Origin of the sequence: Salipaludibacillus daqingensis (genome assembly GCF_029891575.1) — a bacterium.
GTDB lineage: Bacteria > Bacillota > Bacilli > Bacillales > Salisediminibacteriaceae > Salipaludibacillus > Salipaludibacillus daqingensis.
The window spans coordinates 340,559-363,433 of sequence record NZ_JARZHF010000005.1; the positions used below are offsets into that span (position 1 = coordinate 340,559).

Consider the following 22,875-nt stretch of genomic DNA (forward strand, 5'->3'; position numbering starts at 1 on the left):
GCGGTCGACTTTCTAGTGGAATACCTTGCTTTCTTTGATGGGAAATATTAGGAATAAAGGAGTTGTTCATATGGGCAGCACAAGAAATAGACGTGCTCGTGATAAAAATAAACAAAAACTACCTCAAACACCGACAAAAGATATCGTAAGGGACGATTCGGATTTGGAAATAGCGAAAGAACTGGACGATCTCTACGATCTTCATGCTAATCCCGGTTATCCTCCAACCGAAGTCGAACGAAAAAAGAAATAACTCAAAAAGACATTAGGTTTGAATTTGCACCTAGTGTCTTTTTGATGTTGATGATTTGTTAAGCCTGTTAATCCTGTTAAAATCTAGGAGACGCATGTCGTACAAAAAATCCCACATTTTTTCCGAGGAAACTGAGTAATTACTCGAAGAATTCCAGTGTCATTTTCAACATTAACAGTGAATCATCAAAAAGCTTATTTTTTAGTCCAACTTCCCTTTCATTAGGAAACTATATAGAAAACTATGATGATCGAAGGAGTTTGAAAAATGTCTATTGATGCCTTCCTTATTGGATTAGCTTTTATTTCCATTCACTTACTGGCAAACGAATTAATTCCACTAAGGCTACCGACTAGTGACCCATGATTGCTCTTTTTTCAATTCAATGGTCACTAGTGCCCTCCTTTAGTGACCCTAATTAGCTTTTTTGACGTCTTTTAGGTCACTAATTCCATTCATCCCCCTCAATTCCGCTGTTAGCCAAACATTGCCGAAAAAGTTTCTCTACCAACTATTCCATCCACAGTTATCCCTTCATACTCTTGAAATTCTCTAACTGACGCCTCTGTTTGAGGTCCGTAAATGCCATCAATCTGCCCTGGGGGAAAACCTTTACCAAAAAGAGTCGCTTGAATCATCCAAGTGATATTGCCTTGTGCGCCTCTTCGAACATTGATGACAGCCCTTCTCGTGTTTGGTCCCCAAATTCCATCTACCTTAAGATCACGATTGAATTGACTATTTAACTCTCTTTGCAATGCTTTTATTAACGCACTTTCTGTTTCCGGTCCATAAATGTTATCTACAGCGATGGAAAGGTCATATCGATTGTTTAATGTCGACTGAATCGTACTCATTGTCCCTTGTGATAAAGTGTCATCATCATCTTGTTCATCCACCTCACCAGATCCATTTTCATCTAACTGATATAAAGTCACAATCCCATTTGTATGACCTTGCGCGATTTGTTCCAAAAAATCACTATCAGCTAATTTTGCAGCGTCATCAGGATCATCAATAAATAGGTTTTCTGTTAAAATGGCAGGCATACTCGTTTCCCGAAGGACAGCAAAATCTGCTCGTTTTTTCCCCCGGTCTGTTTCGTTAATTTCATCAATAATTGCAGCGTGCATAACCCCTTGCTTTCTTGTTGTTTCTTCAGGTACATCGCCACTCCAAATATATGTTTCAAAACCACTTCCGCCTGCAGCATTCACATGAACAGAAATAAAGTAATCTGCTCCCCATGTATTTGCTTGCTCCGCTCGATCCGATAACGAAACAAATCGATCATCTTTTCGACTCATTCTCGTTTCAACACCACTGTAGTCGCTTAATTGAGTAACGATTCGTTTGGAAATGTCCAAAACTATATCTTTCTCTTGCATTCCATTCCCTTCCGCTCCAATATTACTCCCACCATGACCAGGATCTATAAAGATTTTAACCATTATTTCTCCTCCTAAACTGATCTTTGTTCCAAAATCTCATTCCTTTTATTACATGAATGGTTGAGAATAGTTGATTGGACAACTGACGATTTTCTATTAATTTTTGGTTCTTTTCTAAAAAATTGTTGCTTTTTATCATAAGAAAAAAAGCTGTTCCAATTTGGAGCAGCTTTCATAAAATCAGCTAAACTTATTTATTTTATCGACATCGTGCGAATTACTACCTAAGTATCGTAAGAAGTATCATTAAGATACGTTTCCTGAGGCTTCATTCACATTGAAATGCTGTTCTGCTGATTTTTGTCTAAGAAATTTCCGGACGTCTTCTGGCTTCAATCCAATTTTTCTTGCCTCTGTCATCATTTGCTCCCATTCTTTGTCTAAGGTTGTGTACATTTTTTCCATCACGGCCCTAGACCTCCTTCCCCACAAGTGCCTAATAGGTAGCTCGGCGATCATAAGTCCGAAGTTGAAGACCCTTAGACCCGTAGCTTTGCGTCCTTGCCTTTAGACAAGTTTGCCTTTAACTAGTAGGAGAGTTTTTTTTCAAACCGATGAGCAAAACCAAATCTTCCCCTCTCCTTAACGTTTGAATTTTCCGACTTTTCACCATGTAAAACCTTTTAACCTAGCAGTCCATTGAATGAATGTCTATGACTTAGTCAACCTGTCTGAATTTAAATATACACGGCTAAGGTTAAAACCAAGTTAAATAAAGGAAAAAAATCATTCTTTTTTAGAATGATTTTCACGTCACAAAAATTCAATTATTTAGTTAAAGAATACCACCAAATGACAATTCATTGGGCACTAACATCTGTAACTTAAAAAGAAAATCACTATAGAACAAGGGTTTGTATCTTTATTTCTGTTTTTAGAGACATCAATAGAATGACATAATATTACAGGTGTTTCAAACAATTTCACGCTTTAATAACACAGTACTTTCTATTTTCCCTTTTTAGACAGTGCAATCCAACAATTCCTAATTTCTTCTATTTCTCTTCTTTGAACTTATAGCCGAAACCTCTCACCGTTTGGATATAAGCTGGATTGGCCGGATTTTCTTCTATTTTTTTTCGTAAGTTTCGAATGTGAACAGAAACTGTTTTTAAGTCTCCATATTGATCGACTCCCCATATTTGGTTATAGAGCTGTTCCGAGCTAAAAACTTGATTTGGGTTTTTTAAAAATAGCAAAAGGAGCTGCAGTTCTTTTGCATATAACGATACTTGGTTGCCTTTCACATATACGTCAAAACTATTCAGATCAATAGAAACTCCGCCGGATGATAGGATGCGATTTTTTTTGGGTCGACTGAGTGAAACATTTCTTCGTAAGTTGGCTTTGATTCTAGCCTCTAATTCTGCAAGGTCAAACGGTTTCGTAATATAGTCATCTCCACCTGCGTTCAATCCTCTCACCTTATCATTAGAAGATCTCTTGCAACTCATAAATATAATTGGAACTTCTGTGTGCTCTCTTAATTTTTTACACACATCAAAACCTTCCATTCCAGGTAAAAGTACATCCAATAAAATTAACTCAGGAGATTCTTCTTTTGCCATTTCCAATGCTACGACACCGTTCTCTGCAGTGAAAACATCAAATCCTTTTTTCTGAAGGTATAAGGAAGTCAGTTCACGTATGTCTTGATCATCTTCAACTATGAGAATTTTATTTTCCCCCATCTTTCACACCCCTTAAAGAAGAGTTTTGGTTCAATTAGACTTATCTATAAGTATGATTGGTAATGTTATGAAAAAAGACGTAAATATTCCTTTTTCACTTTCCACCCATATCTCACCTTTATGGTACTCAACAATTTCTCTGGTAATTGCAAGACCTAATCCCGTGCCACTCCTATCATTATCGTTAGAACTTTCTTTGAAAAAACGGTCAAACACATAAGGTAATGAGTGTTCATCTATCCCACTTCCATTATCTCTTACTTCTATTAAAACTTTTCCATCAAACTCAATCAGTGAATCATCTTCATTGTTAAAACAAACGGAAGCGAATAGTTCAATTTTTCCGTTTTTAGAAGTATGTTTCATCGCATTGTGAAAAAGATTTGTAAACACTTGGTCCATCCGTTCAAAATCAATTGAGAGAATTCCCTCTTTACCTTTATCTAAATTAGTTATGAGAGGCTCCGGAAAAAAAATAGACTCCGTTCCAATATCAAAAACAAACTTCTCATGAACTTGAGATAACCAACTACGTATTTCCACATTTTCAATTTTCATACTCATTTTACCAGATTCAAATTTCACTAGATCAAATAAGTCATGGATAAGTCGATCTAATAGTTTCACTTTATTTTCCACTAGATCTAAATATTTTGGATTGTTCGCATCTATAAAACCTTCCTTAACCGTTTGCACATAGCCTTGTAAAAAGGTAATAGGCGTACCTAACTCGTGAGAAATATTTGATAATAATTGAATCCTGGATTCTTCTAAATTGACTAATTTATCATTCTTCTTATTCAATTGAACATTTTTTTCAGCTAGTTCTTTGGTTCTCTCAATTACTTTTTCTTCCAATATATCGTTCATTTCTTTTAGTTTAACATTCATCGTATTTAATTGTCGGGCTCGTGCTTTCGTTTCTCGCACTGCCTCACTTAAATGAATATATGTTTTTGTCCTAGCTAACAGTTCTCTTTTATCACAAGGTTTAACTAAGTAATCATTTGCTCCTGCTTCGAATGCAGCTAAACGATCTTCTATATTATTTTTTGCCGTTAACATTAAAACTGGAAGTTCCGAAAAAGAGTACGTTCTTCTAATCTCATGGCAAACTTTATACCCTGATACTTTTGGCATCATAATATCTAATATAACTAAGTCAAAAGAAGGGTCTTTTTCTAGACTATCGATTGCTTCTTGACCACTAGACGCCGTCACCACTTGATATCCTTCTAATGTTAAATAATTTATTAATATTTGTAAATTTATCGGCTCATCATCGGCTACCAATATCTTTTTCCCATTATTATTTTCGATAGCACGCTCTTTTTGTTCCACGGATAACAAAGGTGCTTCCAACGCTATAGGCTTCGTTGGTAAACTTTCCCCCGTTTTCTTTTCATCATATTTATACCTTGGAATGGTAAAACTGAAAACAGAACCAGCCCCTTCCTCTGATACCACTGTCATTTTTCCACCTTGTAACTCTACAAACCTTTTCGATATGTTAAGACCTATTCCCATGCCTTCAACATATCCATCTTCCTCTTTATCAACTCGGACAAATGGTAAAAAAATTGATTCTAATTTGTCTTCAGGAATTCCAATTCCCGTATCAGCTACTTCTATTTTAATAAAGTCCTCTTCTACATCTGCACGAATCACTACTCTGCCCGCTTCCGTATATTTGATTGCATTTCCTATTAAATTATATAGAATTTGTTGAAATCTATTTTCATCAGCAAGCCCACTTGGTAAGGGGTTTTGTAATTCATTTTCTAACGTAATAGGTTTATTTTTCAGAAGCGGTCTACATATGTTCACAACCATATCAACAACTTCTTTTACATCTACTTCTTTTAAGGATAAGTCCATATCGCGATTATTTAGCTTGGAAAAATCAACAATTTCATTAATCAAATGAGCTAATCTTTTTCCACTTACAATAATCATTGATAAATTTTCTTTTACCGGATCGTTCAGTTTACCAGCCGCACCGTCGTGCATCGATTCCGCAATGCCAATGATACCGTTCAATGGTGTTCTTAATTCATGAGAGGTCACCGCCAGAAATTCATCTTTCATTTTATCTGTTCGTTTCAAGTTTGCTAGCACTTCTTGTTGGCTTTCAATCGCTTCCTTTTCTGCTTTCTCTTTCTCTACTCTCATCGTATTAATCTTGTCAGCTAAAGCAAAAGACAGCAAAATTAATTCCGCAGATGTTGTCATCTGCCAAGCGTATTTTGAGAAAAATGTGAAGGGAATCACTCCAACATCTGTCAAAATAGAGATCATCACTCCAAAAACAAGGACATTCCATGCAAGAAGGAAAAAACGTGCTGGTCGAAAACCCTTTCTCAACGTAATGAGAGCTACAGTAATGATAAATATAACGGATAAACCCGTCATGACAACTATTAAATTAAGAGCTAAGGGATAAGAAAAAATCCAAATAATGAATATCATCACGTTCAGTAATATAAAGAAGGAAAACCAAGCTTTCATCCCTCGAATAAATTTAGATGGTTCAAGGAAACTATTCGTAAAGAGAAGGGCGAGAATATTAGATGCTATCATGAAAAAAACGATAGAACGGTTATTCCACCAAATCGCTTCAGGCCAAATAAATTGATAGGCTAAACCTGAGAAAGATAGAAAGGTAAACAAATTGATTAAAATAAATAAGACGTAGTACAAATAACTACGGTGCCTTAATGAAAAATAGACGAATAAATTATAAAGCGCCATGGCTAGAGCAATACCACCGAGCATCCCTAAGAAAATATAGTCTTGTGTACTATCACTCATGAGAGCATCTTGATTCATCAATGTAAGTGGAAGTTGCATGGAGCCTCTCGAATCAAATCGAAGATAAAAAGTATACATTCCTTCTGACGAAAAGGAGAGAGGATAAATTAAATTACGGTTATTAAGTTTCCTATGTTCGAATGGGTATAAATCCCCCATCTCCATTTTTTCAAAATCCACTTCGTTATCTGACATGTACAAAGTGAAATAATCCATCGTAGGATTATCCAATTGGAGGAACCACTTTTCTGAGACTTGTTGGTAGTCCACTTGAAACCTTACCCAATAAATAGAAGATGTATAACCATAACTCGGTGCACTCCCTTGATTTAATTCGAACTCTTCAGAAAATTCATCCGATGTGACATCCTCAATCGTCCATTCATTCTCAGTTTCTTTAAGTACTTCTATGTATGCATCTAATGGAATCATATCGATGGAGTCCTCTAGTTCCACAATTTCCATTGCATCTACTACATCTTCTATTAGTACGATAGAAAAGATAAAACATAAAATAAAACTAACAAATAGTTTTTTATTTAATAGCATCAACAAAATATGCTCCTTCCTACCCCTCAGACGAGTTTCGATAATATATATCAATTTCATTATAGCAAAAAGAGAATGCGCTTCCATGCACATTCTCTCTTAAGTGTTATGACATCCATTTCGGTGGGGTGTTTTTATCCCAATAAATCTCGCCAATGGCGTGATGTTCTTCATAGTTATCATCTCGTAAATGATAATGAAAGTTAAACCAATATCCCTCTTTTGGACGTAAATCTCTTCGTACATGGAATCTAGCCACATCTTCTTTTGACTGATTATCATAAATGTTAAAAATCTTTTCGCCATATACAGACGACTGTTGTTCATTTATTTCTATAAAAGGAAATTCCTCTTCATCTATTTCATCTAAAATATTCGTTATGACTTCTTCCATGCCGGGAAAAACTTCAGTCATGAAATCATCTTCTACTTTATTAGCAATTCGGGGACCTAGTTTTGAAAATGTTTGCTCTCTTGCTTGCTCGGTAAATAGTTGAATATAATCTTCACTTGAGTCAATACTCGAGAAGTCTTGGTCCGAATCGAACATCGATTCAAGGTCATCTACATCAGAAAAGGCAACATCCTTCTGCATATTTTCATTGGCAGGAAAGAGATTATCTTTGTCTTCTTCTGCGGAAGCATCCATATATGTTGGAGGAATATACATTCCTAATGTCATGATTGTCATTAATACGGCTGATATTTTCTTAAACCAATGTTTCATCTGATATCCCCTCTGATTTTTCCGACCTCTTTTATTATATTTTACCATGTTAAAGGAAAAAGTCTATCATACTATTGATTTGTTAGAAAAGTGTAACATCTCCCTAACATACCTGTCCTTTTTAAATTATCCTCATCCCTGTAATAATCACAACAATCAATGCTAATGCCGCAGAGCCAAAAAGGAAGTTCGTATACATAAGAGTAAGTGACTCCAGACTTTTTTCCTTTTTCATTTCTTTCCCATTAAGTTTTCCACTGATTTTTCTACTATAAATAGCCAGAGATATGATCGTAGACAAGATAATTATAGACCCCGCTTGTTCCATAAACTGCAAATAGAACGGCAGTGTATCGCGATCAAATTGTAGTATCATCAGCACACCAGTAATCATGACAATGAATGAGCTTGGAAATACGCCAGTATTAACCCATAATCGTATCCTTTTTATAACAAAGGAGTATGTTTCTATTGGTTCCTTTTGATTAACCAACGACCGCAACAAAAAACCAAATGCTGCAAATGAACCAATCCATAAAGCTATACCAACAATATGAAAAATATAGTAAGTAGAATACATGTTATCCGTCCTTTTTTTAATAAATTAGGCTATGTTAAACCTTGTGTATAAGCGAAGAAAAATACTATAAGAGGAAGAGGTCGTATTGTCTTTCCCTTACAAATAAAGATTATCAAGGGAATGTGAACGGAAGGTTAACAAATAGAATACTTTTAATATGATATAACTATTCTGAATAACATCTGCAGTTTATACGAACGCGAACTTCCTTTCTAAAATCTAAAAAGTCTCACCCGAGTAGCACAGAGTGAGACCGATCTTCTATTTATTTTCCACACTTATTGGAAGGGAGAATGTAAAACTAGTACCTTTCCCTATTTGACTGTCGACATGAATCGTTACGTCATGTAGGTCCATGATTGACTTGACGATAGAAAGTCCTATTCCAGTGCCTACTTTATTCGTACGCGACCTGTCTGTCTTGTAAAATCGCTCCCAAATATGCTGAATATCTTCTTCCAGTATGCCTTCTCCTTGATCTTGGATTTTGACTTGAACACCGTCCTGATTTTCATTTAGAAAAATAGAAACGATAGAATGTTGTTTGGAGAATTGGATGGCATTTTGCAATAAATTGAGGATTGCTTGTTCCATGCGGTCTCTATCAGCAAATACATATAATTCTTCTATATCTGGGATAATTTCAATCTTCATACTCTTCTTATCCAATTGAGGTTCTAACTTCACAACAATTCTTTGTAATTGCCTCGTTAGATTGTAACGATCACGGTTTAATTTAATTTGGCCTGCTTCTAGTTGTGTCATATCTAATGTGTCATTCACTAATTTAATGACTCTCTCTGTTTCATCTTTCATTAATAAATAATAATGTTCTTTTCGTTTTTCTGGGATTGTTCCGTCAAGCAAGGCTACTAAAAATCCCTTTATCGATGTTAATGGGGACCTTAGGTCATGAGACACATTGGCTATAAAATCTTTTCGCATTTCTTCAAGGCTGTTTAACTCATCAGCCATGTAATTGAAGGTTTCTCCTAATTGACCAATTTCGTCGTCTGTTTTCACTTCAACCGAAGGAGAGAAGTCCCCCTTCGCATACTTTAAAGCAATCTGATTCATTTCCCTTAATGGAGCCGTGATTTTTCGAGAAATAAACCAAAGAATGATCCCAGCAAACGCAATGGTGATCGTAAATGTGATCAAAATCATGACAATCATTTCTTTATATTGATGATCCAAATCATGAAATACCATCGCCATGATAAGCGATTCTTCTCCACGTATGTTATTTTGAAGGCTTGACGCAATGAGATAACTTAAATTCCCATCTACTCTAATCCCTTCTGAAATCATCTTTGTTGAAGCTGCTTTCTCAATCAGAGCTGAATCAATTTCATGTTCCATCGCTCGTTCATCGTCTGGAATAAACAGCGGATGATTAGCTGAGTCGTAAATAATAATGCTGAAATCTTTATGATTCAATGCTGCTTCTAACGATAGACTTATTTCGCTTTCACTCCATTCAAAACGATCTACCAGGTTCATATGTTGTTCTATTTTGTCGTAATGGTGGGAAAAGGTTTCTTCGTAGTTTTTATATAGATTAATATGAAAAAGGTAAATGAACACGAGTCCAAAGAGCAAAAAAGACAGCAAAATGATCAGAGAGTAACTGCGAAAAAGCTTCATGAATATTTTACTCGTTTTAAACATCGCCTTTCTCCTCAAACCTATAACCTATTCCCCTTACTGTTGTAATCGACCACTTCGCACCGTGGCAAGCTAATTTATCTCTCACTCGTTTTATGTGGACATCTATCGTGCGTGGATCTCCGTCGAATTCGAATCCCCATACACGATCTAACAATTGTTGCCTTGACAACACTTGCTTAGGATTGGCAGCGAAATAATAAAGCAATTCCATTTCTCTTGGAGCCATGAGTACTTCCATTAGATCAACGAACACCTTAAACTCTTTCATTTTTAAATGAAGGTTCGAAAAAGTAAGATTCTCTTTCGTGTCCGACGACCTATTGGTTCTTCTCAATGCTGCTTTCACCCTTGCACTTAATTCATTTGGATCAAATGGCTTCACAATATAATCATCCGCACCAATATCTAACCCTTTGACAATATCGTAACTTTCTCCTTTTCCTGTAAGCATTAAAATTGGTGTCGATGCATCATCTATTCGTATCGTTCGACAGACATCCCATCCATCTATTTTTGGTAACATAAGATCTAACACAATACAATCAGGGGCCTCCTCAAAATAAAGCTCCAACCCTCTTTCTCCATCTGAAGCAACAACAGAATCGTATCCCATTTTCAGCATATACATATCAATTAATTCCGTGATGTTCGGATCATCCTCAATCGTTAAGATTTTTATCGGACGTTTCATATTACTCAACCCTTCCGCCATCTCTTTCTCATCGTTTATAGCATACTGCAGTTCACTATATTTTTACACAAGAATATGAACGGAATGTTAACGAAATTTCTATTGAAGGGCATGTTTCTAAATAACTTAACCATTTATCTCTCTTTTTTTCATACTAATTCCTGTAAAACCATAAAAGATCGTAATAAGGGGACATAATAAACAGAAAAAAGCGAATGGTAAGTAGCTCAACACAGACACTTCGAGAACGCTAGCCATAAAGACACCCGTCACACCATATGGAATGAGTGCATTAATCACTGTACCTCCAGATTCGAGTGCTCTAGACAAATGTTTCCCTTCTAAGCCCATCTCTTTGAATCTATCAATAAACGCCTCACCTGTAAGCACAACGGACATGTACTGCTCTCCTAAACTGATATTCAAACCGATTGCTGATAAAACAACAGTAAGTACGGCACGTCCAGTAGTTGAAACGAAACGTTGAATCGCTTGAATTAATGCTGGGATCGTTCCTAAAGCTGACAGCATTCCACCCATACTTAAAGCAAGGAGTAGTAAGGAAACGGCCCACATCATACTTTGGATTCCACCTCTATTCAAAAGGGAATCTACTTGCTCATTACCCGATTCCATTTCAAAACCATGTTGAATTAGCGTCATCCACTCTTGAGGGTTAACCTGCCCTTCAAGGAGGAGAGTAATGAAAAAGCCAGCACCAATACCTGTTAACATTGTAGGCAACGTAGGGACTCTTTTCATCGCCAAAATAACCATCACAATAGCTGGAACCAATGCAATGACATGCACATTTGTCGACTCCTGCAAAGCTGTCATCCATTCATTTATTTCCGTTCTCACAACTTGGTCTTGATTATGTCCTATGAGAAAAAACAAGACTAAACTCAACACAAAAGCAGGAACTGCTGTCCACAACATATAACGAATATGGTCAAAAAGATCGACTTTACACACGGAAGAAGCAAGATTCGTTGTATCAGATAAAGGGCTCATTTTGTCCCCTAATAACGCTCCTGATACAACGGCTCCCGCTACCATCGCGAGATCATAACCTAAGGCACTCCCTAAACTCATAAATGCAATACCTATCGTTGAGGCCGTCGTAAAGGAACTACCGACTGAAATCCCTATAACAGCAGTAACAATAAACACACTAGGTAAAAAGTAATCGACGGAAATCAAATGAAAACTATAATTTATAAGTGTTGGTATCGTCCCAGACCTCATCCAGACGGCAATTAACACACCTATGAACAAAAAAATCATTAACGGGATGATACCCGATTGAATTCCTTTCACAATACCATTTTCGAGTATCGTCCACGATTGACCTTTCACTCGGTTGTATACAACAAGAATGATAATGGACATAAACAGTGGCACGTGAGGTTCTGCTCCTAAAAAGATCAAGGAAATGCCGATTGTAGAGATAATAATAGCTAAAACGGCAAAAGCTTCCCACCCACTGACAGTCTTAGCTTTCTTTTTGTCGTTATTCTCTTCTATTGGTCGATCAGATTTATTTTTCATGATTCATCCCTTCTTTCTTAACTGAATAACATTGAACATAGGTGGAGTAGTCCGAAAATTCACTTAAGTGCTTTTAAGTGTTAAAGCGCAACGATCCAATTTTAATGATCACTAAGGAAAAAGTCAATCATTCGTTTTTTAAATAGAAAAAGGCGAGAACGTCAATCGGTGATTGATGTTCTCGCCAAAAAGTATTCGTACTAGGTTAACAATAGAGAATTTTTCTCAATAAAATTTATCTCAAACCTCGTTTGACCATTTCTGCTTTTAATAGTTTAATAAATTCCACATCTAAATTCATTTTAATCGCTCTATTATACGCTTCAACCAACTGCTTATCTCCTATTTCATTCATTTACTCACCTCTCAACCACCTTTTATCCGAAAGTCGAATAACGTGTATTTTCACATAATAAAAAAAGGCTATTCGATATCATCACCTTTAAACCTATTTTTCATTTGATCAATTACTAGAATGGAGGCTTATAGCGTTATTTAATTAGGTTTAAGCGAATGAAAAAGGGGTTATTTTCATAATACCATCTATCAAGGTTGTAATATGTGGCAATAAGACGCAAAAAAGCCTTTCCTTTTTTGGTACTATAATACTTGAACAAATATATTGCACGGTTGAGTATATTTATAACTATTTAATAGAACGGTACCGTTATGCTGTTAACGACACAACTTCGCTTTATCAATCTGGCAGACCCTCTATTTCCCTCAACTTTCCTTCGAATTTTAGCAGCTCATCAGTTTACTGTTAAATACTCTGAAAAAGCTAACTTGCTGAAATGATATGGAAAAATAACTAAAAAACTTATGATATTCATCTAAATGTGCAAATACTAAAGATGTCTATGATAGTTTTTATCAGATTGATCTAATAAGTCAGTTTTTGACAAATATAATGATTAGGGAAGTATAAGATTGTAAAAATAACAGGAATTTGTCCATCTAATTCTTAGAAGTGCTAGGTGATTAAAGTGAAAAGAGATTGGCTAATAAACCTTAGAAAAAACAAAAATTTAACGCAACAACAAGTTGCTTCTATCGCATATATAGACCGTGGATTTTACGCACAAATTGAAAATGGTTTACGTGATCCTAGCATTCCTGTTGCCAAAAAAATTGCTCGGGCCTTATCATTTAATGCTGCTGCATTTTTCGCTGAATTGGCAGACCCATTCTATACTGCGCTAAATAATAGCTCGATTATTATTGCACATTTTGATTTGGATTTACGATACACATGGATATTTTATCCCCACTCGGATTTTAATAACTCTGACATCTTAGGCAAAAAAGATACAGAAATCAAAAATAACTCTGGTACGATCGAATTAATGAAACTAAAAAGCGACGTCATTAAAGATGGTGTTCTCATACGCAGGAATATTACTTTCCCCTTATCAAATGGAGAACTTTACACCTACGACGTATGTGGAGCACCAATTAAAGAGGATGGAACAATCATTGGTGGAACAACCGTTTCAACGGATATTTCTCATCTTGTATAAGATGATATGTAACATGAAGTCACACAAAAAGCGTAACATTTATGTATAAGTTACGCTTTGCGATTGCTGATTTATAGATGACCTGATCGTTTCATCTCCTTTCTTTTCCTTTGTATTTCTTCTCCTTCATGACTAATTAAGTTACCTTCCTCATCAACTTGATCAACTTTCCCATCTATCGTTCCTTTCGTAAACGTATCCGAAACTTGTTCATGAGTCACGGCGAGTCCTTTGGATTGTTCGTCTGTTTTTTTGTAATCTGATTGATGAAAATTTTCTAAGTCCATTGTTTCTTTTTTCTGTTGTTTGTTGTCTTTTCCCATTAAATGATCCCCCTTAGATGTCGAATCTTCCCAACAGATGTAGCTTTTAATGACCACGTGTTGATTAGCCAGTCCTATTTATCTATTATTGTTGCTTAGACATTCAAAATTATGTATGTACAAACTCCTTTATCTTAATGATTTTATTGCATTCATTCAAAAAGAATACGAAAAGAGACTGTTCCAAAAGTCTAACTTTTGAGACAGCCCTAGATTTTAATTTTATTTTATCGATATCCCGAAAATTTTACCGCCCCTTGATGCTAGAACAATCTTGTTTTCGTATACAGCTGGGGACGCTTCTATATTGGAACCTACATTGATTTCATGTAATATCTCACCTGTTGCACCTTTTAATAAATATATATTTCCTACAGAATCCGCTTGAATGATATAACTTGTTCCATCACTTTCATAGATAGGAACAGGAGAACTCCATGCATAATTCGGCATTTCCCAAGTCCAAACCTCGTCTCCTGTTTCTTTGTCTAACGCAACCATTATTCCAGCGTACCTCTGTTGGTGTCTTGCAATCGTGAAAATCACAACATCTTCTAACTCATTTTCTCCAACAATTGGTGTGGCTAATACACCACCGACAACTCCTGGATAATAGAACGCGGAATAGTTTCTTTTCCAAATAATCTCTCCGGTTAATCCGTCTATTTTTCTTAAATATGCATCCCCGTCTCTTCCGATGTTATCCACCTCTGTCCCTGTATAGAGAAACGGAACATCATCCTCTTCTTCGATGACAATCGTTGAATCCGTATCTTCCAAAGCTGGCAATGCCCACATAGGTTGTAAATTTCTTATATCTAGCGCTTGCAAACTACCTCCATTATCAGCAAAGTAGGCAATGTTTTTATAAGCCGCTACTGAATTCTCAATCCCTTGATACTCGTTTCCTTCTATTTGATAAGTGTATTTAAAAACTTCTGGTTGGATTTCTATTTGTTCGTTTTCTATATCAAAACGAGTATTCAAACCTATTTTATAAAACATCCCATTTTCTCCACCTAAAACGACTGTATCTGTCTCCCTGTTTACAATGGCTGAACTGTCAAAAGCTCCCCACGATCGAAACGCTTTTGAATCTACACCTTTTTGAAAATGCAGCATCGTTTGATCGATTAACTCATAAATACGCCACCCTATCTCAGCGTTTTCAGGGACACCATCTCCGACATATAACAGGGGATATCCTCTAGGATCAACGGAAACACTTCCTTTAATCGGATTCCCAATGTTAATTGGGTCTCGCGTTTTTTCTCCTGATTCAAAATCCAAGAAATAAACGTTGCCATCTAAAGAACCTAAAATTACTTCTTTGAAATTGTTCTTTTGTTTATATTCATCCTTTAGATTCATCATCTCTTTTACTTCAGGTTCCCACTCAATGATGACCGGTTGTCCGGTCCAACCTGCCCCGCCACCCCAATCTGGGCTATGACCGGTTGCCATCCACCATGTTTTCTTTAATTTCTTTTGTATAACCTTACTATTTCCGAATGAAGGTGAGTTTCTTAAATGACCTCCCCTAAAGGTTAATATACCATTGATATTTGAATACTTCTCTGGAAAACTTTCCACGTGATATTCATGTTCATTAACGTCTGTTGTTTCATCATAATGAAAATGTGAATAATCTAATATGTCTATTGGCTGTTGCTCTAACGAAAGATCTTCTCTGGCTTTTTCCAATTTAGATTCTTCTGTCTCTTCGCTAGCATTTGTTTCATGATCTTGTTGAGCTGTTTCTTTATCCATATTCAGTTGGGGTTTTTCTTCTGCCTTTTCTTCTTTGTTAACATCCACCTCTTCTGACTGTGTACACCCAACTAATAAAACAAAGTACAAAGAGAAATAAAGCATTCTCATGTATTTATTAGCCCCCTCCCCTCTTGTATATATTTAAGTTAAGGGAGCTACATGCATATTTTTTTCATATCTATTTAGGACAAACTCTGTACTACTTTTTGTTTGTAAGCTCGTATTCGTCCGAAAAACATTACATAATATCTTGATCTCTCCATAACCTAATAAGTGTTACAAAAGTTCCTTGGATAGGTGAGATGCCTCAATGACTGGAAATTGGATGTCCATTATACCGTTTTTATTAGTAATCCCGATTGCAATTTACACGAGACAAGTACTCGCGGCGTTAATCATTGGATTGTTAGTCGGTTCTTACCTTGTTTCTCCCTCACTATTAGGTGGCATCCAAACGATGCTTACATATGTAGTGGAAGCCTTAATTGATGAAAATAATATTCGTATTCTTGTTTTTTTATATGCTTTTTCGGGGCTTGTTGGAGTAATCAAATATAGCGGTGGGATCAAAGGATTTGTTGAAACAGCTTCAGAAAAAATCACGACAAAAAAACAAGCACTCGTCTTAACGTACATTTCAACGATTGGTACGTTTAGTGCCCCTACTTTTCGATTTGTGACCATTGCACCGATCATGAAAGCACTATTAACGAAAGTCAAAATGTCGACGAAAGAACTTGGTTTTGTCATTGAAACGACAGCAACACCTATCATCGTTTTGATTCCAATAGCAACCGCTTTTGTCGGGTACATGGTGTCTGTCATTCAAATATCCGTTGAAAATGAAGGGAGCCAGCAAGACCCTTATTCCTTGTTCATTCAAAGTATTCCGTTTAATTTTTTCGCTATTGTGATCATTTTCCTAGGGATCTATTTGAGCTTTTTTCACCCATCTCATACAGACGCCCCAACACAAATTAATGAAAAAGATGTAAATGAAGAGCAAGATGATTGGCACAACTGCCACCCTGCTGTCGCAAAAGAGTTACCAACAAAGCCGTGGAATCTTCTCATTCCCATCATCCTAGTCATTAGTCTGACTCTGTTTTTGACTTGGTGGGATGGTCAAGAAACAGGGAGTAACTTTTTTCAAGCGTTTATCAGGGCAGATGTTCTGCAAGCCATGGTTGTTGCCCTCATCATTACTGTATTTATTTCTATCGTTATGCTGTTATTTCAGAAATTCAAGCTTTCAGACATTATCAATAGCTTTATTGTCGGGGGAAATGAATTAATGTCAGTCATTGTTTTATTGACTATCGTTTGGGGACTATCATCTGTCACCGATGATTTAGGTTTTTCGAGTTTTATTACAGCGCACACAGGCTGGATTCCACATGCGTTTATTACGCCACTTTTATTTTTATTTGGTGCAACCATTTCTTACTTTATCGGTTCAGCTTGGGGAACGTGGGGAATTTTAATGCCCCTTGGAGTCTCTCTATCGTTTGCAGCAGATGTCTCTCTTCCGTTAGTTATCGGTGCTGTTTTTGCTAGCGGATCGTTCGGAGCATTCGCCTCACCATTAAGCGATGATACGGTTACGATTGCAAAAATATTAGGTCTTTCTGTCATCGATTATGCAAAATTTAAATTAAAACCTGCGCTCATTGCAGCAAGCATAACCACCGTGTTATATGCCGTTGTCCCTTTTATGATGGAATGGTTGATGAGCTGACATTAGGTTCAACTATTTCATAAGCTTAACTAAAGAGGCAGTTCACGACTGTCAGCCTGTACTTCTTTTATTAATCAAGAGGTTCTGCTTCTCTTGCTTTTTGTGGGATATCTGGCATTACTTTTTCTGTTTCTAGAAAGCTAAGCTCATATTCCAGCAATTCAGGATACCTTTCAAATATACCAATATCATCAGGTCGAATTGGCTCTATGCTTATATGCATTTTTTTCAATACGTCTTCATCGAATACAAAAGACAGGTGACTGTCATTTTGCTTTTCTAATCTGTAGCCCATGAAATCTGCATTTTCCATATGATCAAAGATTCCTGTATATGTTTTTTCACTAGCCTCTTTCGTATAGACAAGTTGATCCGCATTCTCTAGAAAACCTTTTGCCCATGTGAAAGGATCATCTAAAGGAGCCATTTGATCAATAACGGAATGAGGTTTTGAAGCTTGTGTCCAGTCTCCATTACTCTCAACATAAAATTGATCTTCTTCTATATAAATGTCAAAAATAAAACTCGAATCATCTGAAACCGGTGTCGTCACACGAAACATCGTGAGTTCTTCAGACCAGTATCCCTCCGCTGACAATGCTTTATCTTCATTGAAAAAATACGTTCCTTCCATCTCAAAATGTCGAGAAGCCTGTTCATTAATTAACGTCATTAATTGGTTGTAGTGATGATCCTGAGAACTTGGAAAGAAACTAAATCCAATGCTTATTCCTACAATCATGGCAGTTAAAGGAATGATCCATTTTTTCATTGGTTTAAAAATAGCCATTGAGATCATAGTCTCCTCTCACTTGCCAATACCCTCTTACTCTTTCTTCTGTAAATTCCAGTCGCTCGATCCATTTCACAGATTTGTAGCCATACATTCTAGGGTGAAACAAACGACAAGGATAACCTTGTGGATTGACTAACTCTTCTCCATCAAACTGAAAAACAACCATTGCCTCTTCTTCAATCAATTGTTCAACTGTAAAGGAATCATAATACACATTATCTCCAGAATAAGCAGTAACAAATGATGTCAAAGGGATAATCTCGTATTCTTTAAATATATCTTTCATTAAAACACCCTTTATTTCCAAGTTTCGAACACTCCAACCTGTTACACAATGAAAGTCATCGATTATTGTTTTAGATGGCATTCGAAGAATATCATTCATTGTAATAACGACAGATTTATCTACTTGCCCATCAATGGTTAACTGCCAATTATCATTGTCATAATGCGGATAATCACTCGTGACGTTATAAATTCTAAAATAACCACTTCGCTTATTTTCCTCGCCAGCTACATCAAGAATCGGCTGAAGCCACTTTATTCCCGCTCCAATAAATATGAAAAGGATGCCCAACAAAGTGAATTTAACAAAATCCCTTCGATCAAGACGATTTTCTTCTACTAATTTTGGCGGCTTCGCTTTCCCTTTCCACCATATAGGCCAAGGCAATTTAATGTTGAATAAGTGACCGATACTGTGCATGAGGACCCAAGGTAAAAACAAAAACGTAACCCATCCGTGGATAGTAACCGCCATATTCCCAACCTGAACAGGCAAAAATGCTTGAAAATACATGAATAATCCAGATATTATCCAAATAATGATAAATGATACGTTTAGCCAAACGTTGAACCCTTTTATATATGGTTTTTGTCTAATATGTTGAAAAACAGAGCGTAAACTATATAAGATTACAATTCCATAGAAGAAAGAAATCCATAAGTGAAAAGTGACGAGAGGAAACTGTATTTCATTAAACCACGTCCGAGAAGGAGAAAAGTAAAGAAAAAGGCCAGAACTTAACAGAAATATAAATAATACGCCATGAACATGGTGAACCCAATTAAGTCGTACCATCAGCTATCCACCCCTTTTCTATAACCGTTTTGAACATGCTCCGTTCTCACTCAGAAAGTTGCTATTTAGTGAAGAAATCGACTACCGCTTTTAATCCTTCTTCACAATCTTCCCCTACAGCCCGAACTAAAATAGTATCCCCATTTTCAATATGAAGCGTCACAAGACCGAGAAAACTTTTTACATTTACTTCCAATACATTTCCTCTTGTAACTTTTTGCAAATAAATATCTGATTTGAATTTCTGCAACTGACCACTTAACTCTGTTATAGTTTGCGCTTCATCTACATGAACACTAATTGATTGTTTACATTCTGCCACGTTAATCTCTCCTTTTCATTATTTTACACATTCCTAATTTTAGATAAATAGTGCTTAACATATGTCCACTCCGGTTGTCGGAACAAATGTTAAGCACTAAAAAAAGGGGGGTATTACATTTTCTTTTAGCTCGTGCTGAGTTGAATTCAGCAGTCATCACATTACCTACGTTAAAAACCAAACATTAGTCCGAATCCCAAAAACATTAATGATAACTGTGGAATAAAGACAATTATAATCAATGTTACGAGCATAGCAATAAAGAATGGGATAATCGCTTTTGATATCGCTTCAATCGATAGCCCAGAAATTCCTGAGGCGACAAATAAGTTTACTCCTAAAGGAGGTGTTATAAATCCAATTGCTAAGTTAACAATCATGATAATCCCAAAATGCACTGGATCATAACCAATATTTACGGCAATCGGTAACAGAATTGGTGTTAAAATAATAATTGCTGCCAATGTATCCATAAAGCAACCTACAACAAGCAATAATAATGTAATTAGTAAAATGATTACTATTGGACTCTCAGATACACCTAACATTGCTTCTGCTACTTGGTTTGGAATTTGTTCAACTGTTAATAAACGCCCGAAAGCTGTAGCCGTTCCAACAATAATTAATATCGTTGCTGTAGTTAGAGCCGCATCACCAATGACTTTAGGTAAATCTTTGAATTTCAATTCACCATATAAGACTAGTCCTGCAAGTAATCCGTAAACAACAGCTATGACAGACGCTTCTGTAGGTGTAAATATTCCACCGTAAATACCACCAAGAATAATAAGAGGTACTAACAAAGCCCACTTTGCATCCCAAACAGCATCAAGCAATCCTTTAAATGAAAATTTTTCTTCCGAACCTTTATACCCCATTTTTTTAGAATAGAAATACGCATAAACCATTAATCCAAATCCAACTAGTACACCTGGAATAATACCTGCAAGAAACATATCACCAATCGTAGCACCGCTTCCGACAACGCCATAAATAACCATTGGTATACTTGGAGGAATGATAACGCCTAATGACCCTGCAGCTGCAACCGTTGCAGTTGCGAATCGTTTATCATACCCCATTCGAACCATTGCTGGAATCATAATCCCTCCAATCGCTGCAACTGTAGCTGGAGCTGAACCTGAAACTGCGGCAAAAAACATACAAGTAACAATCGTTGCAATAGCAAATCCACCGGTTCTATTACCAACAATTTTATTAGCTACGTTAAATAATCGATCTGATATTCCACCTTTCCCCATGATCTCACCTGCTAAAATGAAAAAGGGCACCGCCATTAAAGGAAAGGAGTCAACGGATGTCACTAACCCTTGAGCTAAAAACTCTAATGGTAATGACCCTGAATAAAGAATTGTTACTAATGAGGCTAACCCTAAAGCAATACCGATAGGAACGCTTAATAATAAGAAAATTGCAAAACTTACAAATAAAACTACTGCCGTCATGATACATCCTCCTTTCCTATTTCATTTTATTTTTGGCGGCTTCCACTTGATCTTGGATTTCTTTCTTCTCAAGAAGAATCTCATGTTCTGTTTTTACTACAAAATCATCTTTTCCGAATAATGTTTTAAATTGCTTTATTAATTGTTGAATCAGTCGTATTGATGTCAAAGCCATACCTACTGGTGTAGCCAGATAAACGACTCCCATTGGAATATGAAGTGCTGGAGACGTTTGCCCCCAACCAAGTAGTTGTCTGGAGATGTCATAACCATAAATGATTACAAATATAGCAAAAGCAAGAAATATGAAGTTAGAGATAATGTTTAAAACCACTTTCCCTTTATCTTTTAGTAAAACAAGCATGACGTCCACTTTTATATGTCGTTGCTTCTTCACGCCATAACTAATCCCTATATACACAAGCCAAATGAAACAATACCTCGCTAACTCCTCCGACCACGAAAGAGAAGAGCTCATCACATGACGCATAAATACTTGTAAAGCAATTGTTACAACCATAATTACTGAAAAAATGATCAATAACACTTCTTCAAAATGCTCATCTATCCAATGTACTACTCTCATAATATCCCTCACTTTCTACTTTTCTTTATTTTCTTAAGATGCATGAACCAACCACTCTTCTTTAAAAAAGACAAAACATTATTTCGTCCTGTCCTTTTTGAAGAAGAGGCTTGGTAAAACAAGCCTCTCCAACATTTATTTATTATTCCGCATCTTCTATTGCTTGGAATACTTCATCAACTAAACTTTGATCTAACTGAGCAGCATACTCTTCGATTACGGGCTCAATTACTTCTCTCATTTCTTCACGAGCTTCATCTGTTACTTCTGTAAATGTCATTCCTTCTTCAATCAATTCTTCTAAATACTGATCATTTGCTTCCCGATTTAACTCACGTTGATATTCGCCAGCTTCTAGTGCTGCACTATCAACAATTTCTTGATAATCGTCTGGAAGACTATCATAAAATGACTTGCTCATCATGAACACAAATGGGCTGTAAATGTGATGAGTGTCTGAAACATAATCTTGAACCTCATAAAAACCTTCTAAGTAAATAGTTGCAAATGGGTTCTCTTGACCATCAACTGTACCTTGTTGAAGCGCTGTAAATAGTTCAGTGAATGCCATCGGTGTTGGATTTGCTCCCATTGCGCGGAAAGCATCTAAGTGAAGGTCGTTTTCCATTGTACGAATCGTTAATCCTTCAAAATCTTCCACTGTTGCTACTTCTCTGTCACTGTTTGTTAAATCACGGAAACCATTTTCCCAATATGCCAATCCTTTTAAGTTTTGATCATCAAGCATATCAAGGAATTTTTGTCCTACTTCCCCATCTAATACTTCATCAGCAACATCACTGTTAGGAAACAAAAATGGGAAGTCAAAAATAGAAAACTCAGAGATGAAATTAGCAATTGGTGCCGTCGAAGGGACTGTTACTTCCTGTGACCCAAGTTGAAGCGCTTCCATCATTGACCGGTCATCACCTAATTGTCCACTATGATACGTTTCTACATGAATGGCACCATCTGTTTGTTCTTCCACAATTTCTTTGAATTTTTCTAATCCTTTATACTGCGGATGTTCATTGTTTAAACCAATTCCTGCTCGGATAGTAAATTCAGCATCTGCTGCCGCTTCAGGGTCATTCATATTATCTTCGTTTACTTCTGTGTTATTGCCTGTATTATTATCGTTTGAATTACTTTCTGAACCTTCCTCTGCATTATTGTTTCCACCACAAGCTATTAAAAGCATCGACGACATTAACAAGCCAACAAATAATAATGATAATTTCTTATTCATGTTATTTCCCCCTAATAATTTTTGATGATCGGAGAAAGCAATCTTG

21 protein-coding genes and 1 riboswitch are annotated in these 22,875 nt (G+C 36.3%); of the genes, 3 read left to right on the forward strand and 18 right to left on the reverse strand.

The genetic code is table 11. The features are described from left to right. Positions 1-70 precede the first annotated feature (70 nt). Positions 71-253 (forward strand): YfhD family protein, encoded by a 183-nt coding sequence (locus QDN89_RS12225; protein ID WP_280770423.1) that lies wholly within the window; start codon positions 71-73, stop codon positions 251-253. Positions 254-729: 476 nt separating this feature from the next. On the opposite strand, the gene QDN89_RS12230 is transcribed toward QDN89_RS12225, so the two are convergent. The 10 genes from QDN89_RS12230 to sda form a co-directional block, all read right to left on the reverse strand. Continuing rightward, entirely contained in the window at positions 730-1,704 is a 975-nt protein-coding gene (locus tag QDN89_RS12230) for an N-acetylmuramoyl-L-alanine amidase (protein ID WP_280770424.1), read from the reverse strand. A 246-nt stretch (positions 1,705-1,950) separates the two neighbouring features. After that, positions 1,951-2,109 (reverse strand): anti-repressor SinI family protein, encoded by a 159-nt coding sequence (locus tag QDN89_RS12235; RefSeq protein WP_280770468.1) that lies wholly within the window; start codon positions 2,107-2,109, stop codon positions 1,951-1,953. A gap of 34 nt (positions 2,110-2,143) precedes the next feature. Further along, a riboswitch (cyclic di-GMP riboswitch) is annotated at positions 2,144-2,236 on the reverse strand. Between the two features lie 463 nt (positions 2,237-2,699). Next, positions 2,700-3,395: a response regulator transcription factor gene (locus tag QDN89_RS12240; RefSeq protein ID WP_280770425.1), complete on the reverse strand. Its 696-nt coding sequence runs from the start codon at positions 3,393-3,395 to the stop codon at positions 2,700-2,702. 30 nt (positions 3,396-3,425) lie between these two features. Further along, entirely contained in the window at positions 3,426-6,755 is a 3,330-nt protein-coding gene (locus QDN89_RS12245; RefSeq protein WP_280770426.1) for an ATP-binding protein, read from the reverse strand. 106 nt (positions 6,756-6,861) lie between these two features. Beyond that, a complete protein-coding gene (locus QDN89_RS12250; protein ID WP_280770427.1) occupies positions 6,862-7,482 on the reverse strand; it encodes a YpjP family protein in 621 nt (206 codons plus the stop codon). A 121-nt stretch (positions 7,483-7,603) separates the two neighbouring features. Beyond that, complete coding sequence (locus QDN89_RS12255; protein ID WP_280770428.1) at positions 7,604-8,062, reverse strand: hypothetical protein; 459 nt, start codon at positions 8,060-8,062, stop codon at positions 7,604-7,606. Between the two features lie 261 nt (positions 8,063-8,323). Further along, on the reverse strand, positions 8,324-9,733 hold the full coding sequence (locus QDN89_RS12260; protein ID WP_280770429.1) for a sensor histidine kinase: 1,410 nt from the start codon (positions 9,731-9,733) through the stop codon (positions 8,324-8,326). Next, the gene (locus QDN89_RS12265) at positions 9,726-10,424 is read right to left on the reverse strand and encodes a response regulator transcription factor (RefSeq protein ID WP_280770430.1); all 699 of its coding nucleotides are present in this window, start codon (positions 10,422-10,424) and stop codon (positions 9,726-9,728) included. The genes QDN89_RS12260 and QDN89_RS12265 overlap by 8 nt, the downstream gene beginning before the upstream one ends. Before the next feature lie 126 nt (positions 10,425-10,550). Then, on the reverse strand, positions 10,551-11,975 hold the full coding sequence (nhaC, locus tag QDN89_RS12270) for a Na+/H+ antiporter NhaC (protein ID WP_280770431.1): 1,425 nt from the start codon (positions 11,973-11,975) through the stop codon (positions 10,551-10,553). Between the two features lie 235 nt (positions 11,976-12,210). Further along, positions 12,211-12,330 carry a sporulation histidine kinase inhibitor Sda gene (gene sda / locus QDN89_RS12275; RefSeq protein WP_280770432.1) on the reverse strand — a complete coding sequence of 40 codons (120 nt, stop codon included), beginning with the start codon at positions 12,328-12,330 and terminating at the stop codon, positions 12,211-12,213. Positions 12,331-12,961: 631 nt separating this feature from the next. Between sda and QDN89_RS12280 the strand changes: the two genes are divergently transcribed. Then, complete coding sequence (locus QDN89_RS12280) at positions 12,962-13,495, forward strand: helix-turn-helix domain-containing protein (RefSeq protein WP_280770433.1); 534 nt, start codon at positions 12,962-12,964, stop codon at positions 13,493-13,495. Positions 13,496-13,566: 71 nt separating this feature from the next. Here QDN89_RS12280 and QDN89_RS12285 read toward each other — a convergent pair whose 3' ends face one another. Then, a complete protein-coding gene (locus QDN89_RS12285) occupies positions 13,567-13,818 on the reverse strand; it encodes a YozQ family protein (protein ID WP_280770434.1) in 252 nt (83 codons plus the stop codon). Between the two features lie 222 nt (positions 13,819-14,040). Continuing rightward, on the reverse strand, positions 14,041-15,699 hold the full coding sequence (locus tag QDN89_RS12290; protein ID WP_280770435.1) for an outer membrane protein assembly factor BamB family protein: 1,659 nt from the start codon (positions 15,697-15,699) through the stop codon (positions 14,041-14,043). A gap of 202 nt (positions 15,700-15,901) precedes the next feature. Between QDN89_RS12290 and QDN89_RS12295 the strand changes: the two genes are divergently transcribed. Next, positions 15,902-17,329 carry a Na+/H+ antiporter NhaC family protein gene (locus tag QDN89_RS12295; RefSeq protein WP_280770436.1) on the forward strand — a complete coding sequence of 476 codons (1,428 nt, stop codon included), beginning with the start codon at positions 15,902-15,904 and terminating at the stop codon, positions 17,327-17,329. Positions 17,330-17,399: 70 nt separating this feature from the next. On the opposite strand, the gene QDN89_RS12300 is transcribed toward QDN89_RS12295, so the two are convergent. From QDN89_RS12300 to QDN89_RS12325, 6 genes are all read right to left on the reverse strand, one after another. Beyond that, complete coding sequence (locus tag QDN89_RS12300) at positions 17,400-18,119, reverse strand: hypothetical protein (RefSeq protein WP_280770437.1); 720 nt, start codon at positions 18,117-18,119, stop codon at positions 17,400-17,402. Beyond that, on the reverse strand, positions 18,106-19,206 hold the full coding sequence (locus QDN89_RS12305; RefSeq protein WP_280770438.1) for a molybdopterin-dependent oxidoreductase: 1,101 nt from the start codon (positions 19,204-19,206) through the stop codon (positions 18,106-18,108). Before QDN89_RS12305 ends, QDN89_RS12300 begins: the two co-directional genes overlap by 14 nt. A 61-nt stretch (positions 19,207-19,267) precedes the next feature. After that, the gene (locus tag QDN89_RS12310; protein ID WP_280770439.1) at positions 19,268-19,528 is read right to left on the reverse strand and encodes an HPr family phosphocarrier protein; all 261 of its coding nucleotides are present in this window, start codon (positions 19,526-19,528) and stop codon (positions 19,268-19,270) included. A 170-nt stretch (positions 19,529-19,698) separates the two neighbouring features. After that, on the reverse strand, positions 19,699-20,994 hold the full coding sequence (locus QDN89_RS12315; protein WP_280770440.1) for a TRAP transporter large permease: 1,296 nt from the start codon (positions 20,992-20,994) through the stop codon (positions 19,699-19,701). A gap of 16 nt (positions 20,995-21,010) precedes the next feature. After that, complete coding sequence (locus tag QDN89_RS12320; protein ID WP_280770441.1) at positions 21,011-21,580, reverse strand: TRAP transporter small permease; 570 nt, start codon at positions 21,578-21,580, stop codon at positions 21,011-21,013. 142 nt (positions 21,581-21,722) lie between these two features. Beyond that, positions 21,723-22,829 (reverse strand): TRAP transporter substrate-binding protein, encoded by a 1,107-nt coding sequence (locus tag QDN89_RS12325; protein WP_280770442.1) that lies wholly within the window; start codon positions 22,827-22,829, stop codon positions 21,723-21,725. Between the last annotated feature and the right edge of the window lie 46 nt (positions 22,830-22,875).